The organism is Parabacteroides sp. AM58-2XD (genome assembly GCF_003463685.1).
GTDB classification, from domain to species: Bacteria; Bacteroidota; Bacteroidia; order Bacteroidales; family Tannerellaceae; genus Parabacteroides; species Parabacteroides segnis.
Map to the genome: position 1 here is coordinate 1 of NZ_QSDP01000134.1, position 14,438 is coordinate 14,438.

Annotated in this window: 13 protein-coding genes; 11 read left to right on the plus strand and 2 right to left on the minus strand. The window is 46.3% G+C overall.

The window, feature by feature from the left end:
* The first annotated feature begins 153 nt into the window (after nucleotides 1–153).
* Both DXA15_RS22410 and DXA15_RS22415 read left to right on the plus strand, forming a co-directional pair.
* On the plus strand, nucleotides 154–708 hold the full coding sequence (locus DXA15_RS22410) for a hypothetical protein (protein ID WP_128135496.1): 555 nt from the start codon (nucleotides 154–156) through the stop codon (nucleotides 706–708).
* 49 nt (nucleotides 709–757) lie between these two features.
* Nucleotides 758–1,279: a hypothetical protein gene (locus DXA15_RS22415; protein WP_128135497.1), complete on the plus strand. Its 522-nt coding sequence runs from the start codon at nucleotides 758–760 to the stop codon at nucleotides 1,277–1,279.
* A gap of 158 nt (nucleotides 1,280–1,437) precedes the next feature.
* Here DXA15_RS22415 and DXA15_RS22420 read toward each other — a convergent pair whose 3' ends face one another.
* Entirely contained in the window at nucleotides 1,438–2,271 is an 834-nt protein-coding gene (locus tag DXA15_RS22420; RefSeq protein WP_007659432.1) for an OmpA family protein, read from the minus strand.
* A 95-nt stretch (nucleotides 2,272–2,366) separates the two neighbouring features.
* Here DXA15_RS22420 and nrfH point away from each other — a divergent pair, with 95 nt between their 5' ends.
* The 7 genes from nrfH (at nucleotide 2,367) to DXA15_RS22455 (ending at nucleotide 10,037) form a co-directional block, all read left to right on the plus strand.
* Nucleotides 2,367–2,954 carry a cytochrome c nitrite reductase small subunit gene (nrfH, locus tag DXA15_RS22425; protein ID WP_128135498.1) on the plus strand — a complete coding sequence of 196 codons (588 nt, stop codon included), beginning with the start codon at nucleotides 2,367–2,369 and terminating at the stop codon, nucleotides 2,952–2,954.
* Between the two features lie 25 nt (nucleotides 2,955–2,979).
* The gene (gene nrfA, locus DXA15_RS22430) at nucleotides 2,980–4,464 is read left to right on the plus strand and encodes an ammonia-forming cytochrome c nitrite reductase (RefSeq protein WP_128135499.1); all 1,485 of its coding nucleotides are present in this window, start codon (nucleotides 2,980–2,982) and stop codon (nucleotides 4,462–4,464) included.
* Nucleotides 4,465–4,466: 2 nt separating this feature from the next.
* Nucleotides 4,467–5,738, plus strand: coding sequence for a cytochrome c biogenesis protein ResB (locus tag DXA15_RS22435; protein ID WP_128135500.1), 1,272 nt, complete (start codon nucleotides 4,467–4,469; stop codon nucleotides 5,736–5,738).
* A 3-nt stretch (nucleotides 5,739–5,741) separates the two neighbouring features.
* The gene (ccsA, locus tag DXA15_RS22440; protein WP_128135501.1) at nucleotides 5,742–6,536 is read left to right on the plus strand and encodes a cytochrome c biogenesis protein CcsA; all 795 of its coding nucleotides are present in this window, start codon (nucleotides 5,742–5,744) and stop codon (nucleotides 6,534–6,536) included.
* 38 nt (nucleotides 6,537–6,574) lie between these two features.
* The gene (locus DXA15_RS22445) at nucleotides 6,575–7,885 is read left to right on the plus strand and encodes an alginate export family protein (RefSeq protein ID WP_128135502.1); all 1,311 of its coding nucleotides are present in this window, start codon (nucleotides 6,575–6,577) and stop codon (nucleotides 7,883–7,885) included.
* A gap of 64 nt (nucleotides 7,886–7,949) precedes the next feature.
* On the plus strand, nucleotides 7,950–8,615 hold the full coding sequence (locus DXA15_RS22450; protein ID WP_007659441.1) for a Crp/Fnr family transcriptional regulator: 666 nt from the start codon (nucleotides 7,950–7,952) through the stop codon (nucleotides 8,613–8,615).
* Nucleotides 8,616–8,696: 81 nt separating this feature from the next.
* On the plus strand, nucleotides 8,697–10,037 hold the full coding sequence (locus DXA15_RS22455; protein ID WP_128135503.1) for a sigma-54 dependent transcriptional regulator: 1,341 nt from the start codon (nucleotides 8,697–8,699) through the stop codon (nucleotides 10,035–10,037).
* A gap of 46 nt (nucleotides 10,038–10,083) precedes the next feature.
* On the opposite strand, the gene DXA15_RS22460 is transcribed toward DXA15_RS22455, so the two are convergent.
* Nucleotides 10,084–10,752 (minus strand): chloramphenicol acetyltransferase, encoded by a 669-nt coding sequence (locus DXA15_RS22460; protein WP_128135504.1) that lies wholly within the window; start codon nucleotides 10,750–10,752, stop codon nucleotides 10,084–10,086.
* Nucleotides 10,753–11,449: 697 nt separating this feature from the next.
* On the opposite strand from DXA15_RS22460, the gene DXA15_RS22465 reads away from it, so the two are divergent.
* Nucleotides 11,450–12,244, plus strand: coding sequence for a DUF6261 family protein (locus DXA15_RS22465; protein ID WP_128135505.1), 795 nt, complete (start codon nucleotides 11,450–11,452; stop codon nucleotides 12,242–12,244).
* 295 nt (nucleotides 12,245–12,539) lie between these two features.
* Nucleotides 12,540–14,309, plus strand: coding sequence for an ATP-binding protein (locus DXA15_RS22470; protein ID WP_128135506.1), 1,770 nt, complete (start codon nucleotides 12,540–12,542; stop codon nucleotides 14,307–14,309).
* Nucleotides 14,310–14,438 lie beyond the last annotated feature (129 nt).

The following is a 14,438-nucleotide window of genomic DNA, read 5'->3' on the forward strand; positions in this document are numbered from 1 at the left end:
GATGATAAATATTTAATGATAAATATATTAGGGGGGAGTCTTTTTTATATTTATTATCACTGCCTCATATAATAATTTATTGATTATCACTCACGCAATATGAAACAAAGGCTGGCGTTTAATGGATAGAAGTATTTAAAATGTGAGAATGATATGAGAAATCGAATGTTTGTGTTTTATCTATTATTGATGTTGACCTTGATGTCGTGTTCTAAGACTGAGATTGGTTTTAACGGCCAGGTTTATTTGTATTTGTCGGAGCCGGAAGTGAACCGGTATCCTGTAGAGAAAGGGGACAGTATCGTAGTGAAGGGATTTAATAGCTGGACTATCGGGGATGAACATAAAGGTATGCTGCCTGATAGTGTTGTGAGGGATTCGGGATATGATAAATCTTATGTTTATTATATCTGCGCGGTTACTGCTGAATTTAAGATGAATGAGGAGGATTTTATTATTATGTATGCTGATCAAAATACTAAATTGGGATATTCTTTTCCGGATATGGATTATATTGGGGTTTCCAATATTGTAAAAGATTATGACAGTCTTGATGATTCATTTGTCATGAACACTTATCTAATCTATATTTCCCAGGAAAAGGATGGTAAAAAGATGGATATCTGGTATCCGTGTTCCCCTTTCGATTTGGAGTGGCATTGTTTTTCCTTTAAAGATATAGATGTAAAATCGAAAGAGGATAAATAGTTTGTTTTACGAATGAAAAGACTGGTATTTAATATTAAATTAAGGAATTATGAAGAATCTGTCGTTTATTTATAGTCTGTTAGTTGTCTTTGCTTTGCTTTCTTGTTCAAAGACAAAGTTCCATTATGATAAAAAAATCTATTTATCGGAACCGGAGATAACCTGGTTTACATTTGATGATTATGACAGTGTGGTTGTCAAAGGGTTTACGCGTTGTGAAGCTCTTGACGTGTGCAAAGGTGCGCTTCCTGGAAATGTAGCAAAGGAATCTGGGTTTGATAAATCTTATTTGTATTATATCTATGAAGCATCGGTAGAAGTGAAGGATAACGAAGAAAGATTGGCTTCTTTCAGGGAATATACGAATTTGGGATATTCGACCAGAGAATTTGAAAACAAAGGGATTGGTCAGATAAACGTATTGGAAGAAAATGGAGATAAATACCTAAAAACATCTACCTGTCTTATTCATATTTTTCAGGAAGTAGGAGGAGAGAAACAAGATATCTGGTACCCATGTTCTCCCTTTGATTTGGAGTGGAGCTTTTTTTCGATTAAAAATCCACTATAGGTCAATAGAATAGCAGGACTGTTGCAAAAGTTCGTTTTGTCATGGCGGACTTGATCCGCCAACTTATACTAAATGGTGCATATCAACGTAGTATACGATCCCGGGTCAAGCCCGGGATGACAGGATAGCGACTTTTGATACATTCCCGCTATTATAGGTTATTGTAGCATCTGATATAATTTATCCAGCTTCGGTGCCATAATGATCTCTGTCCGGCGGTTCTTGCTGCGGCCTTCAGCCGACTCGTTGTCTGCTACCGGCATATATTCTCCACGTCCGGAAGGTTGTATTTGCAACGGATTCACGCCGTAATCTTTTGTCAGGATACGGACAACCGAAGTTGCACGGATTACACTCAGATCCCAGTTGTCTTTGAACTGTGCCGTGTTAATCGGTTTGCTGTCGGTATGGCCTTCGATATATACATCTATATCCGACTGCTTATTGAGGACTTCCGCCAGTTTAGCCAATGCCTCTTTTCCACGTTTATCCACCCGGGCGCTTCCTGATTCGAACAATAACTTATCCGACATGGCGACATATACTTTGCCGTCTTTCTCCGTAACAGTCAGTTCCTCGCTGCTGAAACCTAATAAGGCATCCTTTACGCTGCTTAACAGCTTTTGAACTTTTTCGTTCTGGGCATTAATCATGTCCTGCAATTCGTTAATCGTCCGTTCCCGCTCGTTCAACTCTTCCATCTTCTGGCTGAGGAGGGAGTTTAACTTTTCCTGTTGCGTCATGTTCGAATTCAGCATCGTCTGATAGTTGCGGATGTTGCTGCCCATCTTTGCCGTGTCCCGCTGAAGGGCGGCGAGGCGCTCGTTCAGTTTGTCACCTGCATCTTTGCAATCGACCAGTTGTTCCTGTAAAGCATTGCCGCGGCCGATGGCTTCGAGCCGCCCATTCTCGGCTTCCAGGTATTTTTTCTTCGTTACACACGAGGTGCAGATCAGCAGTGCGGAGACTGCCATGAATAAAACTTTTCTCATTTGTTGGATAATTTTCGCGCAATGTAATATTTATTACACTTTACCTGTACTCGATTTAAGATATTTGTCAAGAATTAAACTTTAATTAAGGCTGTATGAAGATAAAAGAGATAATAAACGCGATTCTTCCTTCCAGACGATGGAAATTATTTGCCATTGTCGCGAGCGGAGCGATTTGTGGTTTAGGCTTTTATACATTTTATGTATCGAGGGCCTGGAGTTACTTGTCTGATGAGCCGTCGACCTGTGTGAACTGTCATATCATGGGGCCTTATTATGCTACCTGGAGTCACAGTTCGCATAGCCGGAACGCTACTTGTAACGATTGTCATGTGCCGCACGAAAACGCCGCAAAAAAATGGTTTTTCAAAGGAATGGACGGTATGCGACATGCCGCTGTCTTTATGATGCGTGGCGAACCGCAGGTAATACAGGCAATCGACGAAAGCGCTGAAGTAATCATGAACAACTGTGTCCGTTGCCACAGGCAACTGAATACCGAATTTGTAAACACCGGACGTATCGACCACAATATGGCGATGGCGGGTGAAGGAAAAGCCTGTTGGGACTGCCACCGCGATGTTCCGCACGGAGGTTCCAACAGCCTCTCGTCCACTCCTTCGGCCATTGTGCCTTATCCGAAAACCAATACGCCGCAATGGCTGAAAGATATGCTTAAATAAAACGAATAAATAAAAATCAACGAATATGGAAAAGAAACTTAAATCATGGCAAGGCTGGTTATTGTTCGGCGGGACAATGGCCGTTGTTTTCGTATTGGGCGTACTCGCTGCCTCGATTAATGAACGGAGGGCCGAGATTGCCAGTGTGATGAATAACAAGAAAGTCGAGATTACCGGCATTGAGTCGGTAAACGAAAAATTTGCCCCAAACTATCCGCGGGAATATGAAACCTGGACGCAGACGATGGATACCAGTTTTCAAAGCAAGTATAACGGAAACCAGATGGTCGATGTGCTGGCAGCCCGTCCCGAAATGGTTATTCTTTGGGCCGGATATGCTTTTTCTAAAGATTACTCGACTCCACGCGGTCATATGCATGCGATTGACGATATGCGTCATACCTTGCGTGTCGGTGCTCCGATGACACCCGATGAAGGTCCGCAGCCGGCAACTTGCTGGACCTGTAAGAGTCCGGACGTTCCCCGTATGATGCAGGCGATAGGAGTAGATAATTTCTATAAGAGCAAATGGGCGGCAATGGGAACGGAGATTATGAATCCTATCGGTTGTGCCGATTGCCATGAACCGGAGAATATGAACCTGCATATCAGCCGTCCGGCCCTGATTGAAGCATTCCAGCGCCAGGGACGCGACATCACCAAGGCTACCCAGCAGGAAATGCGTTCCTTGGTTTGTGCGCAGTGCCATGTGGAATATTATTTTAAGGGTGACGGAAAGTATCTGACTTTCCCCTGGGATAAAGGCTTTACTGTTGAAGACATGGAGGCTTATTATGACGAAGAAGGTTTCGCAGACTATACGCATAAACTGAGCCGTACACCGATTCTGAAAGCACAGCATCCGGATTATGAATTGTCGATGATGGGTATCCATGCACAGCGTGGCGTGTCGTGTGCCGATTGCCATATGCCTTACAAGAGCGAAGGCGGCGTGAAATACAGTGACCACCATATCATGAGCCCGTTGGCAATGATTGACCGTACCTGCCAGGTTTGCCACCGTGAAAGCGAAGAAACTTTGCGTAATAATGTTTACGAACGTCAGAACAAGGCAAACGAAATGCGTAACCGTCTGGAAGCCGAACTGGCAAAAGCACATATCGAAGCAAAGTTTGCCTGGGATAAAGGCGCAACGGAAGACCAGATGGCTCCGGTATTGAAACTGCTCCGTCAGGCACAATGGCGTTGGGATTTCGGTGTTGCTTCCCATGGCGGAGCATTCCATGCACCGCAGGAAATACAGCGTATCCTGGGTAACGGCCTCGACAGGACCATGCAGGCACGTCTGGCTGTATCCAAAGTATTAGCTAAATTGGGTTATACCGATGATGTTCCGATGCCGGATATCTCGACAAAAGAAAAAGCACAGCAATATATCGGTCTGGATATGGCTGCCGAACGTCAGGCAAAAGAGAAATTCCTGAACACTGTCGTTCCGGAATGGATTAAGGAAGCGAAAGCAAACAAACGTCTGGCTGAAAAGATTTGATTATGTGGAAGCAACCCTGGGGATATGCAGAAGGATGGGCGATAAGCATCGGCCTGTTCATTACCGGAGTCATTTTGCAAATGACAACCGGGAAGGTGGACGCGACTCTTTTCCAGTATCCCCTGAACGCTATAGCAGGAGGAGTGTTCCTGTTTTTCTTGATAATGGTATATGCCGCGAGCCGTAAAGCTGCTGCCTTGCAGTGGTTTTACAGCCTGACGGCGAGTATTACCTCTTTAACGGCCTGGATGGTTTTGGTTATCATCATGGGACTGACCCGACAAGTGGCTCCCTCTGCAACGGTTACTCACGGAGGACTACTGTCCGGGTTAGGTTTCATGCAAATGACGGTCTCGTGGCCTTTCATGCTGCTGTTCCTTTATTTTCTCTCCGTATTGGGGTTGGTGACGATTCGGAAGATAAGCCGTTTTAAATGGAAAGATGTTCCTTTCATCCTGAATCATGCCGGATTATTCATTACGTTGCTGGCAGCCATTTTAGGAAATGGTGACTTGCAACGTCTGCGGATGACGGTTCCGCAAGGTGAACCGGAATGGCGGGCAACCGACGAAGCCGGAGAAATGCAGGAACTGCCTTTAGCCATCGAACTGAAATCATTTACAATCGACGAGTATCCTCCGAAGCTGCTGGTTATCGATAATGCGGACGGTAAAGCGTTGCCCAAAAAGAATCCTGAAAACATCCTGGTCGAATCGACTCCTTTGTCCGGCAGTCTGCTGGATTGGGAGATAGAAGTAACCGACCTGTTGCCGATGGCCGCCTGTGTCCCCGGAAAGGATACGGTCAACTTTGTCGCCTTTCATTCCGAAGGGGCGACAACCGCCTTATACGTAACCGCCCGCAACAAGGCAAGCGGTGTCGAAAAAAGCGGTTGGGTGAGTTGCGGCAGCTTCATGTTCCCGTACGTATCCCTGCAACTGAATGAGGAGGTGAGCCTGGTCATGCCGGAACGCGAACCGAAACGCTTCGCCTCCGAGGTCTTGGTGTATACGAAGGAAAAGGAGCAGGCCGAAGCATTGATTGAAGTGAACAAGCCTCTAAGCATGGGCGGCTGGAAGATTTACCAGCTAAGCTACGACGAAACAAAAGGGAAATGGAGCCGCCTGAGCATCTTCGAGTTGGTGAAAGACCCGTGGCTTCCGTTGGTATATACCGGCATTCTGATGATGTTGCTCGGTTCCGTCTGCCTCTTCATTCTGGCACCCGGGAACAAGCCGGAACAGGCGGCCGTTAATGACACAAAAACAGTATAACGTATGGAATGGAATCATTTGATATATTTCGCTTTGCCGGCCGTGTTTTGCTGGGGCGTGGGAGCAATGGCGGCTTACCGGCCTGGCAAGTCGTTGCAGGTGGTTTTGTGGACGGTTGCCGGCCTGGCTATCTTTATGGCTTTCATCGTCGGGATGTGGGTGTCGTTGGAACGACCGCCGTTGCGGACGATGGGGGAGACCCGCCTGTGGTATTCCTTCTTCCTGCCGGTTGCCGGAATCATTACTTATATCCGCTGGCGCTATAAATGGATCTTGTCTTTCAGTACGGTCATGTCGCTGGTGTTTATTTGTATCAACCTGTTTAAGCCGGAGATACATAATAAGACGCTGATGCCCGCCTTGCAAAGTCCCTGGTTTGCACCGCATGTGATTGTTTATATGTTTGCCTATGCGATGCTGGGAGCGGGGGCCGTGGTGGCCGTCTATCTGCTGGTCCGGTCGCGAAAGACAGCGATTGAGCCGGGTGTAATGAATCTCTGCGATAACCTAGTCTATGTGGGAACTGCTTTCCTGACTATCGGCATGCTTTTCGGGGCGCTCTGGGCGAAAGAAGCTTGGGGGCATTACTGGAGCTGGGACCCGAAAGAGACCTGGGCAGCAGCGACCTGGCTGGGCAATCTGCTGTATATACACTTCCGGTTTCAGAAGAACAAACAGTACAGGGCGGCCCTTGGAATACTGGTGTTCGCTTTTATCTTGCTGCAAGTTTGCTGGTTCGGCGTGAATTATCTGCCTTCGGCACAAGGCAACAGCGTACACGTTTACAATATGGAATAACAAATAAAAAGAAATATCAACTTAAATCGTAAACAAAAATGAAGAAACGGGTGATTGTTTTTTCCGGGCTTCTGTTGGTAAGCTCGATGTGGATGAAAGCAGACGAGAATGAAACATCCAAAGATAAAGAGAATACATTCTCGATGAGTGCGCAGATACGTCCGCGTGCAGAGTACAGGAACGGAGTTTTAAATCCCCGTAGCGAAGGGCAGGAGCCGGCCGGCTTCATCAATAACCGTGCCCGCCTTTCCATGAATTACGAGCGGCAGAACCTGTCGATCGGTCTTTCCGCACAGCACGTAGGCGTCTGGGGACAGGATCCGCAGATCGACAAGAACGGCCGTTTCATCCTGAACGAGGCCTGGGCACAACTCGACTTCGGATACGGCCTCTTTGCCAAGCTCGGACGCCAGTCGCTCATCTACGACGATGAACGCATCCTCGGCGGACTGGACTGGAACATCGCTGGCCGTTATCACGACGCCCTGAAACTGGGTTATGAGAACAAACAGAACAAACTTCATCTCATCCTCGCCTTTAACCAGAACGACGAAACTAAAATAGGCGGCACCTTCTACGCCGAGGGCGCGCAACCTTACAAGAACATGCAAACCCTTTGGTATCAGCATATCGGCAGCAAGAAATTTAAAGCCTCTTTCCTATTCATGAACCTCGGACTGGAAGGCGGCGACCAGACAGAAAAGGTTTCCGACACCCAGTTCATGCAAACGATGGGAACAAACCTGTATTACCAGCCGGGCAACTGGACCTTTGGCGGTACCTTTTATTACCAGTCCGGCAAGAATGCCAAGAAACGTGAAGTCTCCGCTTTCCTCTGGGCCTTGAATGCCGCCTATAAAATCAATTCGCAATGGAGCGTTGCCCTCGGCAGCGATTACCTGAGTGGTGCGGACAATACGGACGGTCCGGATGCCAAATACACGGCCTTCGATCCGTTATACGGAACCCATCACAAATTCTACGGTGCGATGGATTATTATTATGCCACTCCCTTCCAGAACGGTTTCAATCCGGGACTTTGGGACAACCAGGTGAAGCTCGCCTTCAAACCGTCGAAAAAAGTCGACCTGTCGCTCGCCTACCATTATTTCTCCACCACAAGCGACGTGACGGTTAAGGGAAAGGACCTCGACCGCGGACTGGGTTCCGAACTCGACCTCCAGGTGGACTGGCAGATTATGAAAGACGTGAAACTCTCCGCCGGCTACTCCACGATGCTCGGAACATCGACGATGGAAGCCGTCAAGGGAGGCAGTAAAGATAGTTGGCAAGACTGGGGATGGTTGTCGATCAACATTAATCCGAGAATATTTATTGCCAAGTGGTAACTTGCAGGTGTCGGAAATGTTCTTATCTTTGTAAGAAATATTTCCGACACTAAATCGATGCTGAATGAATATAACCGATATCTTTCAAATACCGTTGTTCCGGAATTTCACGCAGAAGATGCAGGAAGACTTCCTGGAGAATCTGGAATACACACTAGAGAACCATCCGAAAGGAAAAACGATTATCCACCAGGGTTCGCCGTGCCAGGCCATACACGTTCTGCTCGAAGGTAAACTGAACGTAGACGTAGTCGACGTCTCGGGAGGCGAAGTCAGGGTAGAGGTCATCAAAGCCCCGCGCACCTTTGCCACTCCGCATGTTTTTGCCGAAAAGAACCAGTTCCCCGCCACCTTCTCGGTCGAGGAAGATGTCGTCCTGATGAAGATTTCCAAAGATTCATTCTTTAAGATGATGCATTCGATGCCCGTGCTCCTTCATAACTTCCTTTGCGTCAGCACCAGTTGCAACAAATGCACCATGACCCGCCTGCGTGTCCTCTCTTTCCGCGGCATCCGCAGCCGTTACATTTATTATCTGATAGACCATCTGAAAGAGGGCGAAGACACGGTCGATATGGAGCACAATCAGGTGCAGCTTGCCGAGTATTTCGGCGTCACGCGGCCCGCCCTTTCCAAAGAAATCAATAAGCTCGTAGACAGCGGTTTTATCCGCATCTCGCGTAACAAGGTGAAGGTACTGAACAAGCAGGCCCTTATCAGCATGCTATAAAATTCAGCATATTGCCCCGCATCCCCTTGCCGGAAAAAATAATCATCGTACATTTGCCTGCGTTACAGAATTGTTGAATGTATGGGAAAAGTACTGATTATTGACGACGAAAAGCAGATTTTAGGTTTACTCTCACGTATCATCGGACTTGAAGGTTACGATGTGTTCCAGGCGTCCACCTGCCGGGCAGGTCTGAAACAACTGGAACAGCAGACCCCCGAAGTCATCCTGTGCGACGTCTGCCTGCCCGACGGCAGCGGCGTTGAACTTGTACGCGAACTAAAGAAGCTGCGCCCCCATTCCGAAGTCATCCTGCTGACCGCCCACGGCAATATCCCCGACGGCGTGCAAGCCATCAAGAACGGTGCTTTCGATTATATTACCAAAGGCGACGACAACAATAAAATCCTCCCCCTGATCGCCAAGGCTATGGAGAAGGCCACCACCGCCTACCGTCAGGAGAAAGCTGCCGCTTCGCCGGTCGGCCGGCAATATTCGTTCGACACCATCGTCGGCAAATCGCCCGCCATACAGGAGGCGATCGCCCTGGCCCGCAAGGTGGCGCAAACCGATGTCCCCGTGCTGCTGACAGGCGAGACAGGCACCGGAAAGGAAGTCTTCGCCCAGTCCATCCACCAACACAGTTCGCGTAGCGGAAAAGCCTTTGTGGCTATCAACTGCTCTTCTTTCAGCCGCGACCTGCTGGAGAGCGAGATGTTCGGCCATAAAGCCGGCGCTTTCACGGGTGCTTTGAAGGAGACGAAAGGACTTTTCGAGGAGGCCGACAACGGTACTATCTTCCTCGACGAAATCGGTGAAATGGCTTTCGACCTGCAAGCCAAGCTGTTGCGTATCCTGGAAACCGGCGAGTTTATCAAGATTGGCGATACACGTCCGGTAAAGGTGAACGTCCGCGTCATCGCCGCCACCAACCGCGACCTTTCCAAAGAGATTGCCGAGGGACATTTCCGCGAAGATTTGTTTTACCGCCTTTCCGTCTTCCAGATACATCTGCCGCCGTTACGGGAACGGTCGGAGGATATTCCGTTGCATGTAAAGGCGTTCGTTACGGCTTTGTCGGCAAAGATGGGCAAGGAAATCAAGACGATTTCGCCCGATTATATCAACCTGCTGAAAAAATACACCTGGAAAGGAAACGTCCGCGAACTCCGGAATATGGTGGAACGCAGCCTGATTATTGCGGATGGCGATGTGCTGACGTCGGATTCGTTGCCCCTGAACATTCAGCAACCCAATGCCTCGGCAAACGATGCTTATGCCGGGTTCGACCTGAGCGGCGTTGAAAAAATGCATATACAGAAAGTCCTGAAATATACGAACGGGAATAAAACCGAAACTTCCCGCCTGCTGGGGATCGGGTTGACTACGCTGTATAGGAAGATTGAGGAATATGGGTTGTAGTAAACTATAACACACCCCCTGCCCCCTCTCGAGAGGGGAGGGGATACTATCCCAGATATTTTTCCACCTTCTGATAGAACGTCGCCAGATGTGCCCCATCCACAAACCCGTGATGCACGTTGATCGCGACGGGGATAATCAGTTTTCCTTCCCTTGTTACCGCTTTTCCCACGTTCAGCAACGGGTAGCTGCTACCGCTTTCGCGCTCCTGCGTATGGGTCATCGATGTAAAATAAAGGTCGGGCGTCGCGCTCACCAGAATAACACTATACCGGTTTTCTTCAGACGACAGGTTTTCGGCATTATACGGGTCTCCGTCCTCCGGGATAGAGGCGATGATACGTCGCGCCTCCCGATGGAAGTCTTCAAACCCGGCTATCCACGGAATCCTGACCGTATAGAATTTCCCATTCTCCTTCATCCGGATGGGGCATAAGACATCGACAGTCTCGAAATACATCACCTGCCCTTCGTCATCCACTCTGAAGCGCAACTCCTTAATCTCGTTTGCCGCCCGCAAGATGGCGTATAAATAATGTATAAAGAAGGACTGCCCGTTCTTTTTCGCTTTCTCTTTTGCCACAGTGCATTCCACTTCGGAGGTAATAGTGATACACGGATTCAGGAAATTCCGGAAGAAATTAAAATTATCTTTCCGTTCCCACGTTTCAATATCGACGATTTGTCTTTTAGGAAAGGCCGTTTGCTTATCCATTCTCTACTCAGTTTTATTGATTGGATGCAAAGATAGCTATTTCGTTTTGAAGGAATCTATTTTTCAAAAAAGAAGACTGAAAACTTATTGTAAAATCAATCAATACCGAAATCCTCATAAGATTGATTTTCTATAAATAAAAAAATATATATGCCGATAGGAAATCTTTTACAATTGAAGCATGTTAAATCCTAAATGAATAACATGATTGTATCCATTGAAAAACAATTATGAAAAGTGTTAAATATGAATGACTAAATTAATCGTTCGTTTTTTCTAGTCATTTCGCTGTTAATAAATATAAACACAAATATAATTCAACCCCTTGACGGGCCATTACCTAAATCTGATAAGAATGAAACAAAGACAATCTGAACATCCTCCGAATGTTGATAAACAAACGGGGAAGCGGGAATAGAAATAAGGAGATAAAGATAAATTTGTTTTCAAGCATTTCATTAATACTAGATATGCCGGTTTATGTGTCGTGAGACACGTACGGCAGTAAAAAGCCTTCGATACGTGTATCGGATGGCTTCGGCACAACAAAGATCCCTCCGGTATGAGTATCGAGACTTTTTTAAAGGGTGGTCATTATATCGATACAAGTATCGGGGGATTGCGCCGAGGGCGTAATGTTATTGTAAAATATTGGAAACATTTTTACCAGGTACTAAACGAATAAAAACACATACCTATGACTAAAATACAAACATTTGGAACAAAAACACGATTGAAGAATAACGAAAGTCTGACGTTCGGCCGTGAAATAGAAACAGCTATCGAAGCCAAAGGCGACGATACGCTGGAGATAACTGATATATTTTCCGATTATAAGGCGAAATTGCAGGCGTTCGATGATAGCATTGTCAACGTTGCCAAAAGTTCTATTACCGAACAGATGGCTATGGGTAACAAACAACGTGGTAACCTGCATGTTGCCATACTTATAGAAATAAGAAACGGATTGAGGCACTTCGATCAGGATAAGCGAGACGGCGCTTTGCGTCTGAGCGTATTGGCTGATACTTTTACCGGTGCCCAACGGCGTTCGTTCGACGACCTGACAAGTTTTATCAATAACTTTTTACAGGAACTGGCGTCCGATAAATACAAGGCAGACGCTACTCTCTTAGGTTTGGACGGCTGGATAGCCGAACTTAAAAAAGCAAACGACCTTTGTGCCGAACTGACATCGAAGCGCTCGAAAGAACACTCTGAAAAGAGCGGAAAAGGAAGTACCGAAATGACACGTCCCATCTACGAGAAGGCTTATAACGCATTGGTGGAAAAACTGAATGCCCTGGCACTCGTCAAAGGAGATGATAAATACGCCGAACTGTTCGCATGGTGGAACGCGCGTATCGACCATTACCGTGTCGTCATCTCCGACAGCCTCGGGGCAGGCAAGGGAGGAAAGACGAGCACCGGAACTACCCGCCCGCCATCGTCGGGAGGAAGTAGCGGTGGCGACCGTCCGGAAATTGAATAGGAGGTTAGGATTGATAAGGGGGGTAGGCGGAGGCTGTGAGGTTTCCGCCTGCATTTTTGATATGAATTTGATATTCCATATTATGTTTTTTATGTGCTATTTTTGTGATAGTCAGTAAAAATCAATGATTTTCATGAATTTATTTACAAATTGTCTTTGAAGAATAGATTTATTACAATAGCTTTGCGGGAACAGTGAAGCAATGTTTTTCAACTATTCTTCATATGTACGTAAGATGAAACAGAAAATACAATGAATTTATTAGAGGGGTATAACTTGGGTCTAAATTAAAATTATGAAGCGCAACATCGGTATATTTATTTTGCTGGAATATTTTACCGGAAAGATATATGCGGGGTGCATCCCTGCGATAAATATTTCTCCGGCAATAGGAGGGGATGCGTTTTGTTCTGCCAATTCTTCCATGCTGGAAAAGCCATTGAATTTTATCGAACATTATGACCTGCTGATATTCAGCCTCTATTTCCTTGCTTCCATCATTGTTGCACTGCTTACAATCATCTATATCAGGTACATAAAATCGAAGATGCGGACCCGCGAATATAAATTGCTTCTTAAATACCGTGATTTATTCGACAATATGCCTATCCCTTATCTGCGTAGTAAAGTCCTGAATAAAGACGGACAGCTTGATTTTATTATTATTGATGTCAACAATGCTTTTGAAAAGAAGGTATTGCCCGGATTCAATATCCGGCATAAAAACAGGGAGCAGATTGAAGAAGCCTCGATTGGTTCGATGGACAGGTTTCTGGACGTTTCAAAAAAAGTACTGGCTACAAAAGAAACGCATACGGGCGAATATGAGGTGAACGGGGCTTCGTATACAGTCATCATTCGTTCATCGGAAGAAGAAGATGTGGTGGACGTGTTCTTTGTCGATGTGACGAAGCTGAAAAATTACCGCGAAAATCTGGAACTGGTAAATTATAAGCTGTCGATAGCGATAGAAGCGGCTGATATGATTTGCTGGTATTATGATATAAAAAATGATTTATTCTCCGTAAAAAAGATGGTGGTCGAATACGATTCGTTGACCGGAAAGACACACCGGAGGCTGGTCGAAGATAAAAACGTCCCACTGGAAACGGCTTTGATGCAGGTGCATACCGATTTCCGTGAGCAGGTGAGGGAGTTGTTCAGGCGATTAATCAGAGGAGATATACGCAGGGGACATCTGGAATACCAGTTGAGCGACCTGAATATCTATAATGACAAGGAAGTCTCATGGGAAGAGACGTTAGCTGAGGTCGAGTACGACAGCGAAGGGAATGTTATTGCCCTCGACGGTGTTTTCATGCCTATCACGGAACAAAAACTGCTGGAACAGAGCCTGCGCGATGCCCTCACTGCCGCCGAAGAGGCCAACCGGCTGAAATCCGCTTTCCTGGCGAATATGAGCCATGAAATACGGACGCCACTGAATGCGATCATAGGTTTCTCAAATTTGTTGATTAACGTTGAGACGGAAGAGGAAAAGCAGGAGTTTATCGGGATTATCGAAAATAACAACGCGCTGTTGCTGCAACTAATTAACGATATTTTCGACCTGGCAATGATAGATGCAGAAACGCTCGACTTTAACGAATCGAGGACTTCTGTCAACCATATTATTGACGAGATCGTGACGTCTGCCCGGATGAGGAACCGAAATAAGAATGTGCAGTTTATCGGTAGCAAAGGATTGCCGCAGTGTTATATCGTCATCGCAAAACATCGTTTGGCACAGGTGTTGGCAAATTTGGTGAGTAATTCCATGAAGTTCACGGAATCCGGGTCTATAACGGTCGGGTATGAGTATGAGCAGAAAGGGAACCTGTTGAAGTTTTTTGTCAGGGATACGGGTATCGGCATTCCTAAAAATAAGATGAAAGAAATATTCCATCGTTTCACAAAGCTGAATACATTTATTCAGGGAAGCGGTTTAGGCCTGAGTATATGTGAAATGATTGTTCATAAGCTAGGTGGTAGGATATGGGTGGATTCGGAAATAGACAGAGGTACCTGTTTCTGGTTCACCGTACCTTACCAATTTACCGAATAATATTTTTTTAGATTTTAAGTTATTAGGTCGTGAGACCTGCTGTAGCCAGATATGTCGTGAGATATAGGCTACCTTTACTATTATTAAAGCCCCGGGCCCTATATATACCGGGGCTTTATTTTTTTTGCC